This is a genomic window from Aeromonas sp. 603404, from assembly GCF_049171775.1.
In the GTDB taxonomy this organism is placed as follows: Bacteria; Pseudomonadota; Gammaproteobacteria; order Enterobacterales; family Aeromonadaceae; genus Aeromonas; species Aeromonas veronii_A.
This window is the reverse complement of the sequence record NZ_JAAKPE010000002.1, coordinates 21,360-40,775: the sequence shown is the minus strand read 5'-3', so window position 1 is coordinate 40,775 and position 19,416 is coordinate 21,360. Positions and strand designations below refer to the sequence as shown.

Annotated in this window: 18 protein-coding genes; 5 read left to right on the top strand and 13 right to left on the bottom strand. The window is 60.7% G+C overall.

Annotation, left to right across the window (positions count from 1 at the left end; genetic code table 11):
• Positions 1-32: 32 nt before the first annotated feature.
• The 9 genes from G5306_RS04085 to G5306_RS04045 all read right to left on the bottom strand — a co-directional run bounded on the left by G5306_RS04085 (position 33) and on the right by G5306_RS04045 (position 8,465).
• Entirely contained in the window at positions 33-935 is a 903-nt protein-coding gene (locus tag G5306_RS04085; RefSeq protein WP_421312440.1) for an ROK family protein, read from the bottom strand.
• Positions 936-1,043: 108 nt separating this feature from the next.
• Positions 1,044-1,550, bottom strand: a complete 507-nt coding sequence (locus G5306_RS04080; RefSeq protein WP_064337029.1) for a GNAT family N-acetyltransferase — start codon at positions 1,548-1,550, stop codon at positions 1,044-1,046.
• Positions 1,538-2,344 (bottom strand): M48 family metallopeptidase, encoded by an 807-nt coding sequence (locus tag G5306_RS04075; RefSeq protein ID WP_216951834.1) that lies wholly within the window; start codon positions 2,342-2,344, stop codon positions 1,538-1,540. The genes G5306_RS04080 and G5306_RS04075 overlap by 13 nt, the downstream gene beginning before the upstream one ends.
• A gap of 181 nt (positions 2,345-2,525) precedes the next feature.
• Positions 2,526-3,500 (bottom strand): PstS family phosphate ABC transporter substrate-binding protein, encoded by a 975-nt coding sequence (locus tag G5306_RS04070; RefSeq protein ID WP_216951835.1) that lies wholly within the window; start codon positions 3,498-3,500, stop codon positions 2,526-2,528.
• 178 nt (positions 3,501-3,678) lie between these two features.
• Positions 3,679-4,974 (bottom strand): phosphate regulon sensor histidine kinase PhoR, encoded by a 1,296-nt coding sequence (gene phoR, locus G5306_RS04065; protein WP_266134086.1) that lies wholly within the window; start codon positions 4,972-4,974, stop codon positions 3,679-3,681.
• A gap of 8 nt (positions 4,975-4,982) precedes the next feature.
• Positions 4,983-5,672, bottom strand: coding sequence for a phosphate regulon transcriptional regulator PhoB (gene phoB, locus G5306_RS04060; protein ID WP_026457670.1), 690 nt, complete (start codon positions 5,670-5,672; stop codon positions 4,983-4,985).
• 101 nt (positions 5,673-5,773) lie between these two features.
• Positions 5,774-6,187 carry a VOC family protein gene (locus G5306_RS04055; protein WP_167572379.1) on the bottom strand — a complete coding sequence of 138 codons (414 nt, stop codon included), beginning with the start codon at positions 6,185-6,187 and terminating at the stop codon, positions 5,774-5,776.
• A 35-nt stretch (positions 6,188-6,222) separates the two neighbouring features.
• Positions 6,223-7,503, bottom strand: a complete 1,281-nt coding sequence (locus G5306_RS04050) for a GGDEF domain-containing protein (RefSeq protein WP_266134087.1) — start codon at positions 7,501-7,503, stop codon at positions 6,223-6,225.
• Positions 7,504-7,670: 167 nt separating this feature from the next.
• Positions 7,671-8,465: an AraC family transcriptional regulator gene (locus tag G5306_RS04045; protein ID WP_421255034.1), complete on the bottom strand. Its 795-nt coding sequence runs from the start codon at positions 8,463-8,465 to the stop codon at positions 7,671-7,673.
• Between the two features lie 233 nt (positions 8,466-8,698).
• Here G5306_RS04045 and G5306_RS04040 point away from each other — a divergent pair, with 233 nt between their 5' ends.
• On the top strand, positions 8,699-9,598 hold the full coding sequence (locus G5306_RS04040; protein ID WP_421312439.1) for a DMT family transporter: 900 nt from the start codon (positions 8,699-8,701) through the stop codon (positions 9,596-9,598).
• Between the two features lie 76 nt (positions 9,599-9,674).
• Here the strand turns inward: G5306_RS04040 and G5306_RS04035 are convergent, their stop codons facing one another.
• The 4 genes from G5306_RS04035 to G5306_RS04020 are packed head-to-tail and all read right to left on the bottom strand — an operon-like array spanning position 9,675 to position 14,850.
• Entirely contained in the window at positions 9,675-10,370 is a 696-nt protein-coding gene (locus tag G5306_RS04035; protein ID WP_005338420.1) for a response regulator, read from the bottom strand.
• Between the two features lie 3 nt (positions 10,371-10,373).
• The gene (locus tag G5306_RS04030) at positions 10,374-11,942 is read right to left on the bottom strand and encodes an ATP-binding protein (protein ID WP_421312438.1); all 1,569 of its coding nucleotides are present in this window, start codon (positions 11,940-11,942) and stop codon (positions 10,374-10,376) included.
• Positions 11,943-11,959: 17 nt separating this feature from the next.
• Positions 11,960-13,510 carry an NAD-dependent malic enzyme gene (locus tag G5306_RS04025; RefSeq protein WP_216951840.1) on the bottom strand — a complete coding sequence of 517 codons (1,551 nt, stop codon included), beginning with the start codon at positions 13,508-13,510 and terminating at the stop codon, positions 11,960-11,962.
• Between the two features lie 23 nt (positions 13,511-13,533).
• The gene (locus G5306_RS04020; protein WP_323925710.1) at positions 13,534-14,850 is read right to left on the bottom strand and encodes a 2-hydroxycarboxylate transporter family protein; all 1,317 of its coding nucleotides are present in this window, start codon (positions 14,848-14,850) and stop codon (positions 13,534-13,536) included.
• Between the two features lie 986 nt (positions 14,851-15,836).
• On the opposite strand from G5306_RS04020, the gene G5306_RS04015 reads away from it, so the two are divergent.
• From G5306_RS04015 to G5306_RS04000, 4 genes are all read left to right on the top strand, one after another.
• A complete protein-coding gene (locus tag G5306_RS04015; protein WP_421312437.1) occupies positions 15,837-16,349 on the top strand; it encodes a MarR family transcriptional regulator in 513 nt (170 codons plus the stop codon).
• 1 nt (position 16,350) lies between these two features.
• Positions 16,351-17,406 carry an HlyD family secretion protein gene (locus tag G5306_RS04010; protein WP_421206199.1) on the top strand — a complete coding sequence of 352 codons (1,056 nt, stop codon included), beginning with the start codon at positions 16,351-16,353 and terminating at the stop codon, positions 17,404-17,406.
• Positions 17,396-18,493 (top strand): DUF2955 domain-containing protein, encoded by a 1,098-nt coding sequence (locus G5306_RS04005; protein ID WP_216951842.1) that lies wholly within the window; start codon positions 17,396-17,398, stop codon positions 18,491-18,493. Before G5306_RS04010 ends, G5306_RS04005 begins: the two co-directional genes overlap by 11 nt.
• A 158-nt stretch (positions 18,494-18,651) precedes the next feature.
• Positions 18,652-19,416, top strand: coding sequence for a substrate-binding periplasmic protein (locus G5306_RS04000; protein WP_216979290.1), 765 nt, complete (start codon positions 18,652-18,654; stop codon positions 19,414-19,416).

The window sequence follows — 19,416 nt, the reverse complement described above, 5'->3', positions numbered from 1 at the left end:
TTTTTCGGGGAGATCAGACCCCACATCTGATCTCATAGATTGAGCAAGGCTGCGCCGCGCACACCACCGGCGCCGCCGAAGCGGGCCTGGCGGATCTCGGGCAGGGCGACCCCGGGCAACAAGTGACCGGGCAGACGCAGCGGCAGCTGTTCATAGAGGGCGGGCAAGCCGCTCAGGCCGCCCCCCAACACTACCACCTCGGGATCAATCACCGAAATGGCGGTGGCAAGCCCGGCGGCCATGATCTCCAGCCAGCAGTCGACCGTCTCGACCGCATTGGGTTCATGGGCCTCGAAGCGCCCCACAATCTGGTGACCCGTGGCGCGCTGGCCATGGAAATGGTGATAGAGACGCTCCAGACCGGTGCCGGAGGCATAGGTTTCAAAACAGACCAGACGGCCGCAGCCGCAACGGGGACGGGGCAAATCGGGGTACTTCATCAGCATGGTCGCGGGCAAGGGGTAGTGACCAATCTCGCCAGCCAGCCAGTTGCGCCCCTGAATAAGCTTGCCCGCCAAATAGACGGCGCCGCCGATACCGGTGCCGATGGTGACGCCGAGCGCACTGCCTGCGCCGTCAGCTGCCCCTTGATGCACTTCGGACCAGAGGAAGCAGTTGGCGTCGTTATCCAACTTGACCGGCCGCTCCAGCAACTCGGCCAGATCGGCGCCCAGATGGCGACCATTGATGGAGGGCAGATTGGCCGCCACTATGCTGTGATCGTGGCTGTTGATGACCCCGGGAAAACCGATGCCGACCGAGCCCCGTGCGCCGAAGCGGGCATCCGCCTGCTCGACCCGGGAGCGGATCAGCTGCTGCAACCCCTCGTAATCGTTGCCCGGGGTGCTCATGCGCTCCTCGTGGCAGAGGTTCAATGCACCGTCATAGACCGCAAAAGCGATCTTGGTGCCACCGATATCAAAGCCGTAATACATGCCAGCACTCCCTTGTCAGCCCGTGTTTATCCAACTCTGTTCCAAGGGGGACATTGTATTAATTCGCAAAAAAAATAAAGTGACCGAAGGCGAAAAACGGGAGAGTGATCAGAGCAAACGGCTCATTTGTCGCTGCAGGCAGGGCTGCCCGAGGCTTATCAGGGTGCGCTCTGCGCCGTCAAAGACGAAGCCGCGTCGCAGGTAGAACCCCTCGCCGATGTGGTTGCCATCGAGCAGCCACAATTTGACGCTATGACAACCGGCGCGGCGCATCTGCATAGCCACCGCCTGCCACAACCGTTTGCCATAGCCTTGTCGCCAGTGGTCGGGATGGAGGTAAAAAGCGCGGATCAGGGCATGGCTCTGCCCCGCTTCCTGCTGTGGTTGCCAATAGAGCAGGCCAATCACTACCTCATCGAGACAAAGCAGCATGGGCCTTGGGCCCGGCTCGGCCAGACGGCTCTGCCAAATCTGTAGATGAGCGGTAACGTCCAGCTGCTCCAGCAGGTCAGCACCGAGCACCTGGCCATAGGCAGCGAGCCAGCTGGCTCGCTGCATCACCGTCATGGCGGCGGCATCATCGCTGCGCGCCATGCGCAGGCTTATGCCTTGCATTGGGGCACCAGACCATTGGCGCGGGCCTGCTCATAGAGCGGCAGCACTTGCGCCTGTTGCGCCTGCAACTCGGCGATCCGGTTCTCGTTGCTCGGGTGGGTGGAGAGCAGTTGCGGCGGGGTGTTGCCACCGGCAGCGGCACTCATGTTTTGCCACAGGGGGATCGCCTCGGCCGGATTGAATCCGGCGCGCGCCATCAGCTCAAGCCCGAGCCGATCCGCTTCGCTCTCCTGAGTACGGCCATAGGGCAGCATCACTCCGACCTCAACCCCGAGGCCAAGGGCGGCCATGGTGGCGCCGCGATACTCGCTGGTGCCCATGGCAATGTCCGCAGCCGCCAGACCGATCCCCGCCAACTGGCTGCGTGAGAGTCGCTCGTTGGAGTGCTGGGCCAGCACGTGAGTCAACTCGTGACCGATGACGGTCGCCAGCTGATCCTGATTCTTGGCCACCTTGAGCAGGCCGCTGTAGACCCCGATCTTGCCGCCGGGCAGGGCGAAGGCGTTGACCTGCTTGGAGTCAAACACCACCACTTCCCAATTGGTGATGCCATAGCTGGCCGGCACCTGGGCGGTCACCGCCTTGGCGACACAGGAGACATAGGCGTTGAGTTTGGCATCCTTGCTCACCTTCTCCTGCTTTTTCATATGCTCGAAGGAGTCGGCACCAAGCTGGTTCATCTGCTGGGGGGAGTAGAGCAGCATCTGGCTGCGGCCAGTCGGCGACTGGGCGCAGGCGACCAGCAGGGAACTACAGAGGGCTACCAGGCCAAACTTGGAGAGGGACGCAATCATGAAGGGATCCTTTGCCATAACGTTGCCCTATTCTCGGAAATGCAGCCCTGCTACGCAAGGGAACCTGCCCCCGGCTGGCGGAAAAACATCCATCCAGCGCTATTAACAGAACTGACAGTCACCAAAAACAAAACGAGCCCGATTGGGGCTCGTTTTATCAGTAGATGCTGGCAGCAAGCGGTTACATGATGCCCAGCTTTTTCAGATCCGCCTGCACCACCTTGGCCGGTACCGGTACGTAGCCATCTTTGGCAACGATGTTCTGGCCCGCCTTGGAGAGCATCATCTTGACGAACTCCTGCTCCATCGGAGAGAGCGGCTTGTTCGGATGCTTGTTCACGTAAACGTACAGGAAGCGTGACAGCGGATATTTGCCGGTGATGGCATTATCGGCAGTAGCATCGACAAAGGTCTTGCCATCCTTGGAGAGCGGAATGGCACGAACGCCGGAGGTAACGTAACCAATACCGGAGTAACCGATACTGTTGAGGGAAGCGGAAACAGACTGCACCACGGAGGCGGAACCCGGCTGCTCGTTCACACCGCTCTTGAAGTCACCATTACAGAGCGCGTGCTCCTTGAAGTAACCGTAGGTGCCGGATACCGAGTTGCGACCGAACAGTTGCAGATCCTTGCCGGACCAGCTGCCATCCAGACCCAGATCAGACCACTTGGTAGCCGCCTTGGCTTCGCCGCACTTGAGTGTGCTGGAGAAAACGGCATCAACCTGCTGCATGGTCAGCCCCTTGATGGGGTTGTCCTTGTTGACGAATACCGCCAGGGCATCGACGGCAACGCGGATAGCGGTCGGCTTGTAGCCATAACGCTTCTCGAACGCTTCGATTTCACCGGCCTTCATGGCGCGGCTCATGGGACCAAACTGGGCAACCCCTTCGGTCAGGGCGGTCGGTGCGGTAGAAGAGCCGGCCGCCTGGATCTGGACATTTACGTTGGGGTAGACACGCTTAAATTCTTCTGCCCACAGGGTCATCATGTTGGCCAGAGTATCAGAGCCGACAGAGGACAGGTTGCCTGAGATACCGCTGGTCGGAGTGTAATCCGGCAGATCCTTGTCGACACCATAGGCCAGGGTGCTGGCAGAAAACAGGGTTGCTGCGGTAAATCCTATTACACCAGCCAGTTTGTTGAGTTTCATCCAATCTCTCCAAAGTTACAGAAGGTCCGTTCTTAAGACGGCGCCAGTATCTGACCTGGCAGTGACAAATTTATGGATTAAATGTGACACTTTAATGACATGACAACAAAGTTGCACAAATGCAGAGAGGGCCCGCATTGTGGCCCTCTCGAATTTACTAACCCATTGTCATAAAAGGCTATTTTAACACCACCATACGAGCCGGTATCATGAAGCTGAAGCGACTGCCAAGGCCGACACGACTTTCAATCTCGAGCTGACAGTCATGATGACTGAGGGCATGCTTGACGATGGCAAGGCCGAGTCCGGAGCCACCGGTGTGGCGGGAGCGGGCCTTGTCGACCCGATAGAACCGTTCGGTCAGCCGCGCCAGATGCTCGGGGGCAATCCCCTCCCCCTCATCCCTCACGGCAAACAGCGCCATTGCCCCCTGCTTGCGCCACTCCACGCTGATCTTGCGCCCTGCCGGTGTGTAGTGGATGGCGTTGTAGACCAGATTGGAGACGGCGCTGCGCAGCTGCTCCTTATCCCCGCGCACAAACAGGTCTGGCTGCACCATGAATTCGATCTGGTGGGCCCGTTCGCCCGAGAGCGCCCGCGCCTCCTGCTCCAGCAGTCCGAGCATGGCAGGTATGTCCACCAGATGGGAGAGATCAACGGTCGGTGCCGCCTCGATGCGCGACAGGGTGAGCAGCTGGTTGACCAAATTGTCCATCCGGATGGTCTGCTCCATCATCACCCGGTGCGCCTTGGCCCACATGGCAGGCGGGGGCGGATCTTCAGTCATCTCCAGATAGCCCTTGAGCACGGTGAGCGGAGTGCGCAGCTCGTGGGAGACATTGGAGACAAAGTGCTTGCGGGTCTTCTCCAGACTGCGCAGGCGGGTGACATCGCGTACCACCAGCATCGCCTGATCGGAGGCGTAGGGCATAATGCGAAACTCGAGAAACTTCTCTTCGTTGATCGGAGAAGTCATCTCCAGTGGTTCATCATAGCTCCCCTTCCCCAGATAGGCGGCAAAGGCAGGATGGCGGATCAAGTTGCCAATGTGCTGACCTGCATCTTCCGGCCAGCGGAAACCGAGCAGTTGCTCTGCCAGCCGGTTGCACCATAGGATGCTGCCATCTTCGCGAAACACCACGGCCGCATCGGGCAGCGCCTCGGCCCCCTCCCGAAAGCGGCGGATCAGCCCCGCCAGCTCGCGCCGCCGAGCCCGGTGACGCTGTTGCAATTTGTAGATCCCGTTGAAAATGTGCTCCCAGCTGCCACTGCCGTTAGGTGGTACCAGGCTGCGGTCGTGCCACAGCCAATCAGACAGCCGCTTCTGAAAACGGTAATGCCAGCCCAGATGCAACACTGCCGCCACCAACAGGCAGAGGGCAAGATGATCAATCAACCAGCCAACCAATGCGAAGGGGGCGTAGAAAAACGCCATTCGCCACAACTGTCGCCGCCAGGCGTAAGGTTGCAACATAACTGCCTCTAGAGACGGGTTGAGAAGCGGTATCCGGCTCCACGCACCGTCTGGATCAATCTGTCGTGCCCTGTCTCTTCAATCGCCTTGCGCAGGCGCCGAATATGCACATCCACGGTTCTGTCCTCGACGTACACATTGGTACCCCAGACATTGTTGAGCAACTGCTCACGGCTATAGACCCGCTCGGGGTGAGTCATGAAGAAATGCAGCAGCTTGAATTCGGTCGGCCCCATGTCGAGCGCCTTCTCCTCGGCACTGACCCGGTGGGAGACGGGGTCCAGCTTGAGCCCCTGCACCTCGATCACCTCGTCTACCGAGGTGGGGGAGACTCGGCGCATCACCGCATGGAGGCGAGCGGTGAGCTCCTTGGGCGAGAACGGCTTGGTGATATAGTCGTCGGCACCGGCCTCCAGACCACGCACCTTGTCCTCCTCCTCACCGCGGGCGGTGAGCATCACCACCGGGATCTGGCGGGTCACCTCATCCTGCTTGAGCTGTTTGATAAACTGGATGCCACTGCCGCCTGGCATCATCCAGTCCAGCACGATAAGTTCCGGGTAGGGTTCACGCACCTTCGCCAGTCCGTCGGCGAAATCTTCCGCTTCAATCGTCTCATACCCCTTCTGCTCCAGCACGAAACAGAGCATTTCGCGGATCGGTGCTTCGTCCTCGACCACCAGAATTCGCTTAGCCATTCCCTTCTCTCTCCTCTGTGAAGATGGGTGCGCCAATTATTAGAATTTTCTGTGACACTTTTATGACTTTATGACAGGCGGGATGATAAACGTTTTCAGATTCAGTTGGCAGCAGCGCGTTGCAGCAGGTCCCAGCGGTTGCCACTGATATCCTCGAACACTACCACGGTGCCGTAGGACTCCTGTCGAGGCTGTTCACAAAAATGGACACCATACTGCTGCATCCGCCGGTAATCCCGCCAGAAGTCATCGGTCTCGAGGAACAGAAATACCCGTCCGCCACCCTGTTTGCCAATGGCGGCCAGCTGCTCCGGGGTCGCAGCCCGCGCCAGCAGCAACGAGGAACCCGAGCTGCCAGCGGGAGCAACCCGCACCCAGCGTTTGCCCGGTTTGCCCGGTTCGTCGAGCCGGGTATCTTCCAGCAGCGCAAACCCCAGCCCCTCGGTGAAAAAGGCGATAGCCTCGTCATAGTCGGCCACCAGCAGGGTCAGGGCACCAATAGATTGTCTGGTCATCTTGCTCTCGTCTTTAACATGTCATGCTACCGCCCTCAATGCGCCACTACCCGGTTGCGTCCCTGCGTCTTGGCCTGATAGAGCGCCTCGTCGGCACGTTTGAGTACGCATTCCCATGGCTCTCCCCCCCGCTCGGCCACCCCGAACGAAGCGGTCACCCGCAAGGCCAGCGGCCAATGGGGAGATGCCTCCAGCAGGGTGCGCAGCCGCTCGGCCAGGATACACGCCCGCAACTCATCGTAATCAAGGCAGACCAACACAAACTCCTCTCCCCCCCAGCGCACCAGATGGCAGAGGGGATCGCAGTGGCGCAGGATCTCGCTGACCAGCAGTTTGAGCACCTCGTCTCCCACCGGATGGCCATGGCTATCGTTGATCTGTTTGAAGTGATCCACATCGATATAGACAAGAGTGCAGGGCTGCTCACCTATCTCGAGCAGCAGTCGCTCACCGCCGAGCCGGTTGAGGGCGCCGGTCAGGGCATCATAACAGGCCTCCTCGCGGGAGCGGCGATTCTCTTCACTCAAGGTCCGGTTGAGCGCCTCGGCCTCCAGTTTGGCCTGATGGGCATGCTGCAAGCGCTGCTTCATCAAAAGGTGGTTGATCAGAAAAACGGTACAACCGTAAAGAAACCAGACAAACAGGATCAGCCGATAGAAGAGGGTGGCATCGAGCCAGCTACCGTGAAACTGCAGCGCTTCGATCACCACGCCATGCTTACCGGGCGGCATATCTGAACCAGCCATAACCTCGATGGCATAAACCCGATCCAGATTGGCCCCCTGCTGCTGCAACGGCACATTGTAACGGGTGATCCACCAGGTCGCCGGGGTAAACACATCCAGTGGCACCTCGTGATCCCGGCCGTAATCCGCCGGCCGAAAAATGATCTCGTTGAACTTGGATTGCTCAGGCTCATCAACCCGGTCATAGACCGGATTGTAGTTGCGCAGATACAAGCGCCAATCCTGCTCGCCAGCCCCGGTTACGCTCAAACGGATATGAAGTGTGCCAAAACGGGTCAGATTAATCCCCTTGTCACGGGGGGTCAGGGTGAGGATAAGGCCGCAACTTGGGTAGCTGGCGGGATTGGCGGTTAACGTACAGACCACTCCGGGATGATCATCCGCCGAGGGTTGATAGCGCACCGCCCCCGGCCCAGCATCCCGTGGCTGCTGCACTGTGATGGAGAGCGGCCACTCCTTGATATCGAGAACTCGCTCTGGCCCGAACTCGAACAGCAGGATGGCACAACCGGTGAGCGCCAGCAGATACCAGAATAGTGACTCGGCCAAACGGGAACCGGACGCGATCATGCTTACCCTAACCCCTGAATATGAAGGCACAGCCATTCACTCGGGCAGACAACCGATCGTTGCTGCCAGATGGCCCATGATAACAGGGCTCTATGATAATCCCTGTAACGACAAGAAACAGGCTACTTATCATGGCATTCACACTGCATCGCTCCCGTTTTTTCCCATTAGAGCCCCCGTTCTGCCGATTGCTGGCGATAACGCTGGGGTGAACATCCCAGCTCCCGGTTGAACATGGCGATAAAGGCCGAGGTGGAGCCGTAACCGAGCCGCCAGCTGATCTCCTGAATGGGCATGTCCCCCTTGAGCCAGGCCAGAGCCTTGAGCAGCCGCAACCGCGCCCGCCACTGACCGAAGCTCATCCCCAGCTCCCGCAGGCAGCGCCGCGCCAGGGTGCGCTCTGTGGTATGCAGTTGTCCGGCCCACTGGGCCAGAGTTCGGGGATCGGCAGGATCGCTGTGTAACGCCGCCAGCATGGGAGCCAGCAGCTTGTCCTGACTCATCGGCAGGTAGCTCTCCTGACAGCGGGTGCGCGCCAGTCGCTCCACCAGTAACTCGGCCTGACGCTGATCCCACTCATCCGCCATATGGCTCACCCGCCGTTCGCAAAAATCGCTCAGCAGGGCGCGGATCAGCGGGGTGAGCAGCAGCAATCTGGGCTCTGGCGGCAGCTTGGCCGCCAGCTCGTGACTGACGTAGATGGAGGTGTAGTCGAGGGTCTGCTCGTTGTAAGAGGTGTGGTCGAGATCCGCCGGTACCCAGATCAGGTAGTCGGCAGGGGCCACCAGTCGCTGATCCCCCAGCTCTATCTCCATGATCCCCAGGCTGATCATGTTGAGCTGGCCCCAGGGGTGGGAGTGCAGCACGGTCGCGCTGTCGGCCAACATCTGCTGGTAACTGAAAAAGAGCGGATTGGGAGCGGGCAGAACGACATCTACCGGCTGAAAGTGGTGAGTGGCCATCAGCGCCCCTTGTCAGCGAGAGAGAGGAGCAGGCGTGATGCAACGCCCTGTTGGCTCGGTCTCCGGCACAGGTCAAAAGCAGCCATCAGTTGCGGGCAGACGCAGCCCGTGTGGGCCGGAATAAGGTGCATCAGAAAGAGTTGTCTTTTCTGCTGGGTCATCTGTCTGTTTTACGCTACTTGAGAATATAAAGACAAGGGTAGACTTGGCCCCCTGTTAATAAGGAGCCTCTGATGCGAATCTTTTCCCCTCTTCTCTTTCCGCTGATGGCGGTGCTGATCTGGGCTACCAATACCGTGGTGTCCAAGGCGGCCGCCAGTGTGCTCGACCCCGCGGCTATCTCCTTCTATCGCTGGGTGATCGCCGCTCTGGCGCTGACCCCCTTCTGCCTGCCGCAGCTGTGGCGCCGCCGTAGCGAGGTTCGCCCCTGGCTCGGCAAGCTGCTGGTGCTGGCGGCGCTCGGTATGGTGCTCTACCAGTGCCTCGCTTACTACGCTGCTCACAGCACTTCGGCCACCAATATGGGGGTGATCGGCTCCCTCATTCCACTGCTCACCCTGCTGCAAGGGGCGCTCTTCTTCGGCCAGCGTCCCGGCAAACAGGCACTGCTCGGCATGAGTATCTCCCTGTTCGGCGTGCTCTGGCTGCTTGGCAAGGGCGAACCACTGGCCCTGCTCCATAACGGCATCAACCCGGGGGATGGCATGATGTTGCTCGGCTCCGCCAGCTACGCCCTTTACGGCCTCTTGATCCGCCGCTGGCAACTGCCGTTTGGCCCCTGGCTCAACCTCTACATGCAGATCCTGCTGGCCGTACTGCTGCTGGTGCCGCTCGCTCTCAGTGCCGACTCGATGGCGGTGCCGGCCGAAGGGTGGGGGCTGGTGCTCTTCGCCGGGCTCGCCTCCTCCCTGCTGGCGGCTTACTGCTGGATGCGCGGCCTCGCCTACATGGGGGCAGAGCGCACCTCGGTCTTTATGAACCTGATGCCGCTCTGTACAGCGCTTATCGCTGTCGTCGGTCTGGGCGAGCCGATCCACGGCTACCACTTGCTGGGGGGTGGCCTCATTCTGGGGGGCGTGATGATCTCCCAGCTGAAGGGGCGTGCGCCGGTAGCCGAACGGGAAACCGCCTGAGAACGAACATCGTCCGAAAACAACAAGGGAGCCCATGGCTCCCTTGTTGTTTCTGCAATGCACGCCAGTGCGCATCTCAACCGGCCCGGCGCCAGCGGTAGCGCCGCTCCGGCCGCCCCCGCTGACCGTAGTTGAGATCTACATCCACCCGATCTTCCGACTCCAGATACTCCAGATAGCGGCGCGCCGTGGTGCGGCTGAGGGAGAGCCGCAGCGCCACCGTGTCGGTGGAGAAGACGTTCTCCGGCTCACCCGCCAGCAAATCCAGTACCTGACGCAGGGTGATGCTGTCGATCCCCTTGGGAGTGACACGCATCTCCTTGATCTGGGAGCGCCCCCCCTTGCCCAGCAGCTTGTCGAGATCTTCCTGCTCCAGCCGACCCCGCTCGCAGAGGCGGCTGTGCAGTTGCAGGATCTCGTCCAGGCTCTGCTGGATGCGAAACAGCCGTAATGGTTTGATGACGTAGTCATGAACCCCCAGATTGAGGGCTTGCTGGATGGTCTCCACATCCCGCGAGGCAGTCACCATGATGACATAGGCTTCGCGGTTGTGGCTGCGCAGGCGGCTCACCCACTCAAGGCCGGAGCCATCGGGCAGGGAGACATCCACCAGCAGCAGTTGGGGCACCACACCGGCCATCATGGCATCGGCCTGGGCCAGGGTGCCGGCCCGCCCCAGCAGGGAGAAACCGGGGGTCGCCGCCACCAGTTCTGACAAGATGGCACCGATCCGATCGTCATCTTCAATAACAAGCGTGATTATTGGGTCCATGGCTCACATTAATTGGCTTTTATTCAAGTAGATACCAAACAGGGTGGTCTGCTCGGCGGTTCGCCGCCATTCTATCACACCCTCGTGCCGACCCACGGTCTCCTTGACCAGGAACAGACCCACCCCGTGATCGCCGCTCTGGCGACTCACCCCGTAATCGAACAGATGATCGGCCAACTCCTCGTCGACCCCCTCGCCGCTATCCTCCACCTCGATCACCAGCCGCCGCCCCACATCGCACAGGGACAGCAGCACCCGCGGCGGTCGCTGCTGGCGGTTGCGCCAAGCCGCCTGCAGGCCGTTATCCAGCAGGTTGCCAATGAGGGTGATTAGATCGGCCGAGACCGAAGCCGGATACTCCGCCAGCGCCGAGTCAGGATCGAGCTCCAGGGTCACCCCCAGCTCGCGGGCCCGGCTGAACTTGCCGAGAATAAGCCCCGCCACCGGCTTGTTGTCGATCAGCCGCAGCAGCTCCTGCAGCATGGTCTGGCACGCTTCGTTCTCCTGCTGGATCAGTTCCACCGCCTGCTCCACATGGCCCAGCTGCAACAGGCCGGAGAGACTGCTCAGCTTGTTGGCGAACTCGTGGCTCTGCATCCGCAGCATCTCGGCATACTGGCGCAGGTGGGTCACCTGCACCCCCAGACTGGCGGCCACCTCCGGACGGCTGAAGATCAGCAACCGCCCCGGTGCCTTGCCCTGCACCGCCTGCCAGCGGCCGACGAAGGACTCCCCCTGAATGGTAAAGCTCACTTCCCCCGCCTCCTGCTCCAGACAGGGGGCAAGGGGTGGCACCAGCTCCGCCAGCGACTGCCCCTGCAGGGCATGGCGCCCGGTAACCGGCAGCCGCAGCTGATAGCTGGCGGTGCTGTTGATCATGTTGATATTGCCGCGACCATCGAGGGCGATGACCCCTTCGGTGATGTGCTCCAGCACCAGATCCTGCAGGGTGAAGCGGCGCACGATCGCCTCCGGCTCCAGATCGAGCAGGGTCTTGCGCAGCAGATATTGCACCCAGAGTGCCAGCAGCAGACCACACCCCAGCACTGCAACGATGGCGCTGATGAGCAGGGCCACCCGCTCCATATAGATTCCCTCCACCTGCTGCATCAGGTAGCCCACCACCACGGCCCCCATGACGCGCCCATCCCCGCCCACCACCGGGGAAAAGCAGCGGATCGCCGGTCCCATGGTGCCCCGATCCTTGGAGCAGTAGCTGCGCCGCTCCTGCAGCGCGGGCCAGATATCCTCGCCGCGAAACTTCTGCCCCACCAGCTCGGGGTTGGGGTGGCTGAGGCGGCGACCATGCTCATCGGTCACCACCATATAGGTGGCGTCGGTGCGGTTGCAGACCGCCTCCACGTAGTCGCGCAGGGTAGGATCACTCCCCTGACGCAGGGCCTCGACCACCCGGGTGTCCGCCGCCATCACCCGTGCCAGATCGCTCCCTTTATCCTGCAGATTGCTCTCCAGCAGATGACGGATAAAGAGCGCCAGCAGGCTGCCCAGAATGAGGATCAGCAGCAGGGAGAGCCCAAGAGAGAGGGTGACCAACTGGTGGCGAAGTTTCATGCACATACCTTAAAACGTCAGGACGCTGCCCAATAGTGCGGATGCCACCAGGTCTGGTCAATCAAAGGTGCCGGATCGCCGACAAAATCGGCCAACCCCTCCTCGCGGGCACAGAGTGCCACCGCTCTGGCGACGGCGCGGGCCACCTCTCCCACCTGCTCGATGGGGGGCAACAGCCGACCCGCCACCAGTGGATAGGCGCCAACTGCCCGCACCGCGGCCAGCAACATGCCATCGCTGATGCGGCGCGCCTTGACGGCGCAGGCCCCGAGACCAATCCCCGGGAAGACATAGACGTTGTTGCACTGGGAGACTACCCGCCGCTCGCCGGCCACCGTTACCGGCGCAAAGGGGCTGCCGGTGGCCAGCAGGGCGCGGCCATCTGTGGCGGCCCACACCTGCTCAGGGGTAGCCTCGGCGCTGCGGGTCGGGTTGGAGAGCGGCAGGATCACCGGCTGATCGCACACCTCCCCCATCGCCTGCAACACCTCGCGGGTAAAGAGGCCCCCCTGACCACTGACGCCAATCAAGACCGCCGGTCGCACCTGGCGGATGGTCTCCAGCAGCGAACTGTTGCCCTCGTTCACGGCGCGAGCAAACGGCTGCTGGGCACGAGTCAGCGTGGAGCGATCGCTGCAGACCACCCCGTCCTGATCAAACAGCCAGACCCCCTCATTGCCACCCGCCAGCTGGGCCAGCATGGCGGCAATGCCACAACCGGCAGAACCGGCACCGACGATCAGCACAGGGGCATCACTGAGGGCGATACCCGACTGTTGCAAACCGGCCAGCACGCAGGCAGAGGCGACCGCCGCCGTGCCCTGAATGTCGTCGTTGAACATGCAGAGCTCGTCCCGATAGCGGGCCAGCAGATTGGCGGCGTGCTTGCCGGCAAAGTCTTCAAACTGCAGCACCACCTGTGGCCAACGCTTGCGAATGGCGGCCACCACCTTGTCCATGAAGTGGTAGTAGCTCTCGCCGTCGATGCGCGGGGATTGCCAGCCGAGGTAGGAGTCATCCTCCAGCAGCTCGGGGTTGTTGGTACCCACATCGACGCAGAGCGGCAGGGTGCGGGCCGGATTGATGCCGCCAGCAGCGGAGTAAAGCGCCAGCTTGCCGATACAGATCCCCATGCCGCCGATACCGAGATCGCCGAGACCCAGCACCCGCTCGCCATCGGAGATGACGATCACATCCACCTCCTGCTCCACCGACTCGAGGATGTCGTCGAGATCGTCCCTGTCATGCCAGGAGAGATAGAGCCCGTGACTGCGCAGATAGAGATCGCTGTGGCGCTGACACGCCTCCCCCACCACCGGGGTGTAGATGATCGGCAGCAGCTCCGGCAGGTGGTGGCGCACCAGATCGTAGAACAGCACCGGGTTGTCCTCCTGCAGCTGGCGCAGCAGCAGATGCTGGTCAAACGGACTCTGCATGGCACTGACCAATCGGTAGATCCGGCGCCGCTGCTGGGAGAGGGACTCCTCCTTATGCGGCATGCGACCCCGCACGCCCTGACGCTTGCGCTCGGCATAGGGCAGGCTGGTGCCCATCATGATGTCGTTCATTTTGTTTGTTCCTCAATCCGGTATCAGGCGAGCAGGGAGATAAGGGCGGTGGCCAAGATCAGCATCACGGCGCCGCCGAGACGGGAGGAGATCTGGGCAAAGGGCATCAGCTTCATGCGCTGGGCCGCCGAGAGCACGGCTACGTCGCCGGTGCCACCCATGTTGGCCATACAAAGTCCGCCGGTGATGGCCGCCTCGATGGGATAGAAACCGATCATCCGGCCCACCAGCGCCGCGCCGAGGGCGCCACCGATTACGGTGACCATGACCAGCACGAAGTAGCTGATGGAGAAAGCGCTGATCAGCTCCGGAATACTGGTATAGGCGACGCCGATCCCCACCAGCAGGGAGGGAGTGAGGTTGCTCACCACAAACTGATACCAGTCGGCCGCCGCCTGCTCATAACGGCGCGGCAGCAGGCCGCTCACCTTGATAAAGGCGACGGCCAAAATCATCAGGGCGAAGGGGTGCATGGGGATAAAGTTGCCAAGCAGGGAGCCCAGCACAAACATGCTGGAGCTGATGAAAAGGCCCATGCCAAGACTCTGCAGGGTCGGTGCTTCGGCCTGCTCATCGGCAATGCTCTGGCTACTTTCTTTGACCATCAGCTTGCCGTTGCCGGTCAGGGAGGGGTAACGGCGACCGAGCCGCGCCAGCAGGGAGCCCACCAGAATGGCCAAGGTATTGGCGATCACCACCGCCGGTACCATGCGCGACAAGAGATCCGCACTGGACATCTGCATCGGGCCGGAGAGGATCTCCACCAGAGGCACCGCCCCCGCCCCCATACCGCCGCCCATGATGGGCAGCCCGATCAGCAGCACCGCATTCTTGAAGCCATACCCCATCAGGGAGCCGACCAGCCCCACGCTCAGCAGTGCCAGCGCCACGCCGCCAAGAATGACCGGCAGATAGCGCATGGCAGCGTTTTTCAGCAAAGCGCCGCTCATGCCGAACACGGAGCCAGTCACCAAACTGGCGATAAAGAAGTTGAGAAAGCCTCCCTCCTTCATGAAGTGGGTGATGACCTGCCCCGCCTGCACCGGCAGCAGCTGGTATTCGAACAGGGCGGCGCCGCCAAAGATAGCGAGGATGGTGCCACCCCCCAGGTATTCGCGGATCGGCATGATCCGCTCACCCAACTCGGTCAGCAGGGTGCCCAGCACGAACATCAGTGCCAGCGCACCGACCATGCCCAGCGGCAGCGAGCCATTCCAGCCGGAAAAGAGAACACAGGTCGCCAGCCCCAGAAATATAAAGAGCGGCATACCGGCAATTTGTTGGCCGCCCATAAAGGCGGCCTTTTCTTGTGTGGTTTGTAGGGGTGAGAGGTTTTTCATTGTTATGTACTCTGCGTGTGATTGTGGCCGCTACTTTATTGATCCCCCTCTCCCCTGTCGGTTAGCCAGACTGCAAAGCCATATAAAAACATTAAAAACTTAAACATCATGGTGCCGCCAACGTGCGCAACACAATAGAACACCAGACATCCGATACCCGACCAAGTCAGGAAATAGGGTGATAAAACGAGCGACCATAATGGCGGGTATTTGGGTGATCAGCAGTAATAACGATGCGATGTTCTCCCCCCTTCGGGGAAATAACAGAGCCAGATGACAAGCTCTGCGACCATTTATCGCCACAGCACCTGTGAGTGATAATCAGCGGGCAATGTCATCGCCATAACGCGAGTGCCACGGCGTGCCACATCAGGGTTTGAGTCGGCGTGCAGGAAGCACGCACGATGAAAAAGGGTGAGGAGAAAGATGCAAAAAGGGGAGATTGAAATAGTGATGAGCCAAGCCAGCGAATACCAGAGCACTGGCTTGAACTCACAAGGATCACACTCGGTCAGGTCTATTCTGCCAACAGTAATGGAATATTGGCGGGGTCAAAATCATGACTGATATCGGTACTTCTGATAGCGCCTTCCCGATTCACGCCATGGTGTGACTCTGCACCATATTCCCCATCACTCAACAGCGTTTCAATTGCCAGATACACACATCCACTGTCATATCCATCCACAACCCGTTTCCCCCTTGTTTTATAACCCCATCAATATTAGCGGATAAAAAAAGAGCTGCTCGCTGAAGCTGAAAATTTCATGAAAATAATCGCCGGATATCCTCCATTCACGGCGCAATATCCGAATCGGCAAGAGAGCCTCGAGTGGATCAGACCCGAGAATAATACACAAGTCTCGAATGATGCCAACTCGCACCAGCGAAAGATCCGACCAGAAACATGATCAGCATCACACTATTTACTTAGCCTGCTAAACAAGTATGATAGTTAGCATGCTAAGTACATTGAGGATGAGAAGATGACGGATCTGGAAAGGTTGCGCGAGCTGTCGCTCGCCGAGCAGATAGCGCGGATGCACCGGCTATGGCGTACTGCCGCCGACCTGGAGCTGGCTCCCCTTGGCCTCACCCATCCCCGCTGGACCGCGCTGTGGAAACTCTCCCGCATGGGGAACCATGTCAGCCAGAAGACCCTGGCCGAAGCCCTCGAGATAGAGCTCCCCTCCCTGATGCGCACCCTGGGCCAGCTGGAAGAGCAGGGACTGATTGAGCGCCACTGCTGCAGTCAGGACAAGCGGGCCCGCATCGTCTGCGTGACCCCGGCTGGCCAGACCCTGCTCAATCAGATCGCCGACCGCATCATGAATATACGCCGGGAGCTGCTGGGGGGCATCGACGAGCAGACCCTGCAGCTGTTTGAAGCCACGGTGCAGCGGATCTCGGCCAACGCCCTCAGCAAAATTGAACAACACCACGACCGACAAGCCGGAGGCGATACAAGCCCTCCCGAGACCGACACAGAGAGAGAATAAGATGACCCCGGATCAACAATTTACCCGCTGGATCAAATGGTCCATGGCGGGCTTTGCCACCCTGTTTGCCTATTTTCTGATAGCCGACCTGCTGATGCCCCTCACCCCTCAGGCGATGGCGACCCGGGTGGTCACCAAGCTGGCCCCCCAGGTGAGCGGAAAGGTGATCGAGGTCGCCGTTCACAACAACCAGCAGGTCAAGAAGGGGGATCTGCTGTTCAGGCTGGATCCGGCCCCTTTTGAACTGGCAGTGGAGCAGGCCCGCCTTGCGCTGGCGCAGGCAGAGCAGCAGAACAGTGAACTGGATGCCGCCCTGACCGCCGCCGTTGCCGAGATCAACGCCAAGGAGACCCTGGCCAGCCAGAAGTGGCGCGAGGCTGAGCGGATCGATGCGCTTTACCAACGTCACATGGTTTCGCTGCAACAAAAAGATGAGGCTGACAGCGCCCTGCGCAGCGCCCAGGCCAACCTGCGCGCCAGTCAGGCCAAACTGGCCCAGATCAAGGCCAGTCGTGGCGTAACCGGTGAGGATAATCTGTTGCTGCGCCAGGCCCGCAACCAGCTGGCGCAAGCGCAGCTGGCCCTCTCTTACAGCCAGGTCCACGCGGATCAGGATGGCACCATCACCAACCTGCAGCTCAAGCCGGGCAGTATCGCCAGCGCGGGCAGCCCGCTGCTGGCGCTGGTGTCGGAACAGGTGGACGTCATTGCCGATTTTCGGGAGAAAAGCCTGCGCCATGTCGGCGCGCAAACCCGCGCACTGGTCGCCTTCGATGGCGAGCCGGGTCAGCTCTATCCTGCCCGGGTGAGCAGTCTGGATGCCGGGGTGAGTGCCGGTCAGTTTGATGCCAATGGTCGACTGGCCGCACCGGTGGAGTCGGATCGCTGGGTGCGGGATGCCCAGCGGATGCGGCTGCACCTCGAGCTGGACCAGCTCCCCGACCATCTGCCAGCCGGGGCGCGGGCCACGGTGCAACTGCTGCCGGACAATGCCCTGACCGCCATGCTGGCACGGGGCCAGATCCACCTGCTCAGCCTGCTCCATTATGTCTACTAACCACGCCACTCACCCGTCGGCCAATACTGCCCCAGCCCACCTCGTCGGTGGTGCTGCCACTCACCTCTGGTATCGGCCCCTCACTGGCAACGAGCTGCGCCAGTGCCTGCGCATCGCTTTTGGCTGCACCACGGGCTTTCTGCTCTGCAAACTGTTTGGCTGGAATTACGGGGTCTTCTATACGGTCACGCCGGTGCTGCTGCTGGGGATGGTGCCTGTAATGAATGGCCATGCCGCACGCCAGCTGATCGCGGCGGCGATGGTCTGTGGGGTGGAGGTCGGGCTGCTGGGGGGGCTGTTTGGCAGCCATCCGGCACTGATGACTCCCATCGCCTTTCTGCTGTTTCTCTACCGTTTCGCCGCCATGTCGCGGGGCAGCCTGTTTCTGTTCGGGGCCAACGGGGTGCTGAGCCTCAGCATCATGCTGCACTTTGCCAGCTATCCGCAGACCGACCTCAACGACCTGATCCTCAACAATATCTGGGCGAGCCTGCTGTCGGTGCTGATCGCCTACCTGATGACCATGCTGATCCCGGATGTGGAGGCCAGACCCAAGCCCGCCTCGGCCCCCAAGGCACCGCACCGGATGCGCCATGAAGCCCTGCTGGGTGCCACTGTGGCCACCCTGTCGTTTCTGGTATTTCAGGTGTTTGACCTGCGCGACTCCATGTCTGCCCAGGCCACAACCCTGCTGGTGCTGTTCCCCATGCACTGGAACGGTGCGCTGAGTTATGCCCGTAAACGGGCGATGGGTACCTTGCTGGGGGTCACCTTCGGCCTGCTCGGCCAACTGCTGCTCTATGACTGGTCAGGGCAACTGCTGCTGGTCGCTCCACTGCTGTGGCTCGGCGCCATGCTGTTCAGCCATGCCCACGTCAAGGAGGCAGGCGGCTCCGGGGTCGGCTTTGGCGCCCTCACCACCCTCGGCATCCTGTTTGGCCAGTACCTCACCCCGGGCAACGATCTGGTGTTCAGCGCCCTCTACCGGGTGAGCAGCATCCTGTTTGCCATCGTGGTCACCCTGCTGGCCTGCTACCTCGTCCACCGGTTGCTCAACCGCTTCGAGGCGACCCGCTTCGGTTATTGATCTCCTGTTGTAAACACTGTTGTCAGCCCATGGATGAGCTCTCTTTCGCCCCGTCGCCTGCCGGGGCGTTTTTTTGCACCCTTGTCATCCTCCCGTCACCACAAGTCAGCACAGAAGTATGGCTATGCTTGTAAGGCTGCTGTCGATGAGGTGCACCTATGGTTTCGTTGTTTAAAAAATGGCTGGTGTGTCTGGTGCTGCTGGCCACCAGCCCGCTCGGGGCGGCTCCGCTTGTCATTGGCGCCGAAGATGACTGGGCTCCCTACTGCGAGCGCGGCAAGGACAATGAGGATGGCCAGCCCCGCGGACTGGCGCCTGAGTTGGTCAAGGCGGTGTTCGCCGCCGAAGGGATCGAGATTGTCTTTCGCACCCTCCCCTTCGCCCGCTGCATGCACGATGCAAAAAGCGGCAAACTTGCGGGGTGCTTCAACGCTACCATCACCGAAGAGAACCGCTACCAGTACCATTGGCACGATACCCCCATGTTCGAGGAGGATCTCGCCATCTTCGCTCTTGCCAGCGACCCGCAACGGGATCTCAAGCTTACCTCGCTGGAGGGCAAGCGGGTGGGCATCACCCTCGGCTACACCTACCCCACCGATTTTATGGAGAACCCCAGGATCACCCGCTTTCAGGCCAAATCCGATGCCCAGATCCTCGAGATGCTGGTACGTGGCCGGGTCGACTACATCCTGATGAACGGTATGCCGGGCTACCTCAAGATCCAGCAGAAGCAGCTGACCGGCAAGGTGGTCAAGGTTGGCAAGATCTCCACCGATGGCTTCTGGCTCGCTTTCTCCCGCAACACACCGCAAGGGGAAGCGCTGGCCAAGCAGTTCGAGCAGGGATTGCAGAAGATCAAGAACAACGGCACCTATGAGACGCTGATCCGCCAGTTTGAAACCAGACTTGGCCTGCACTGA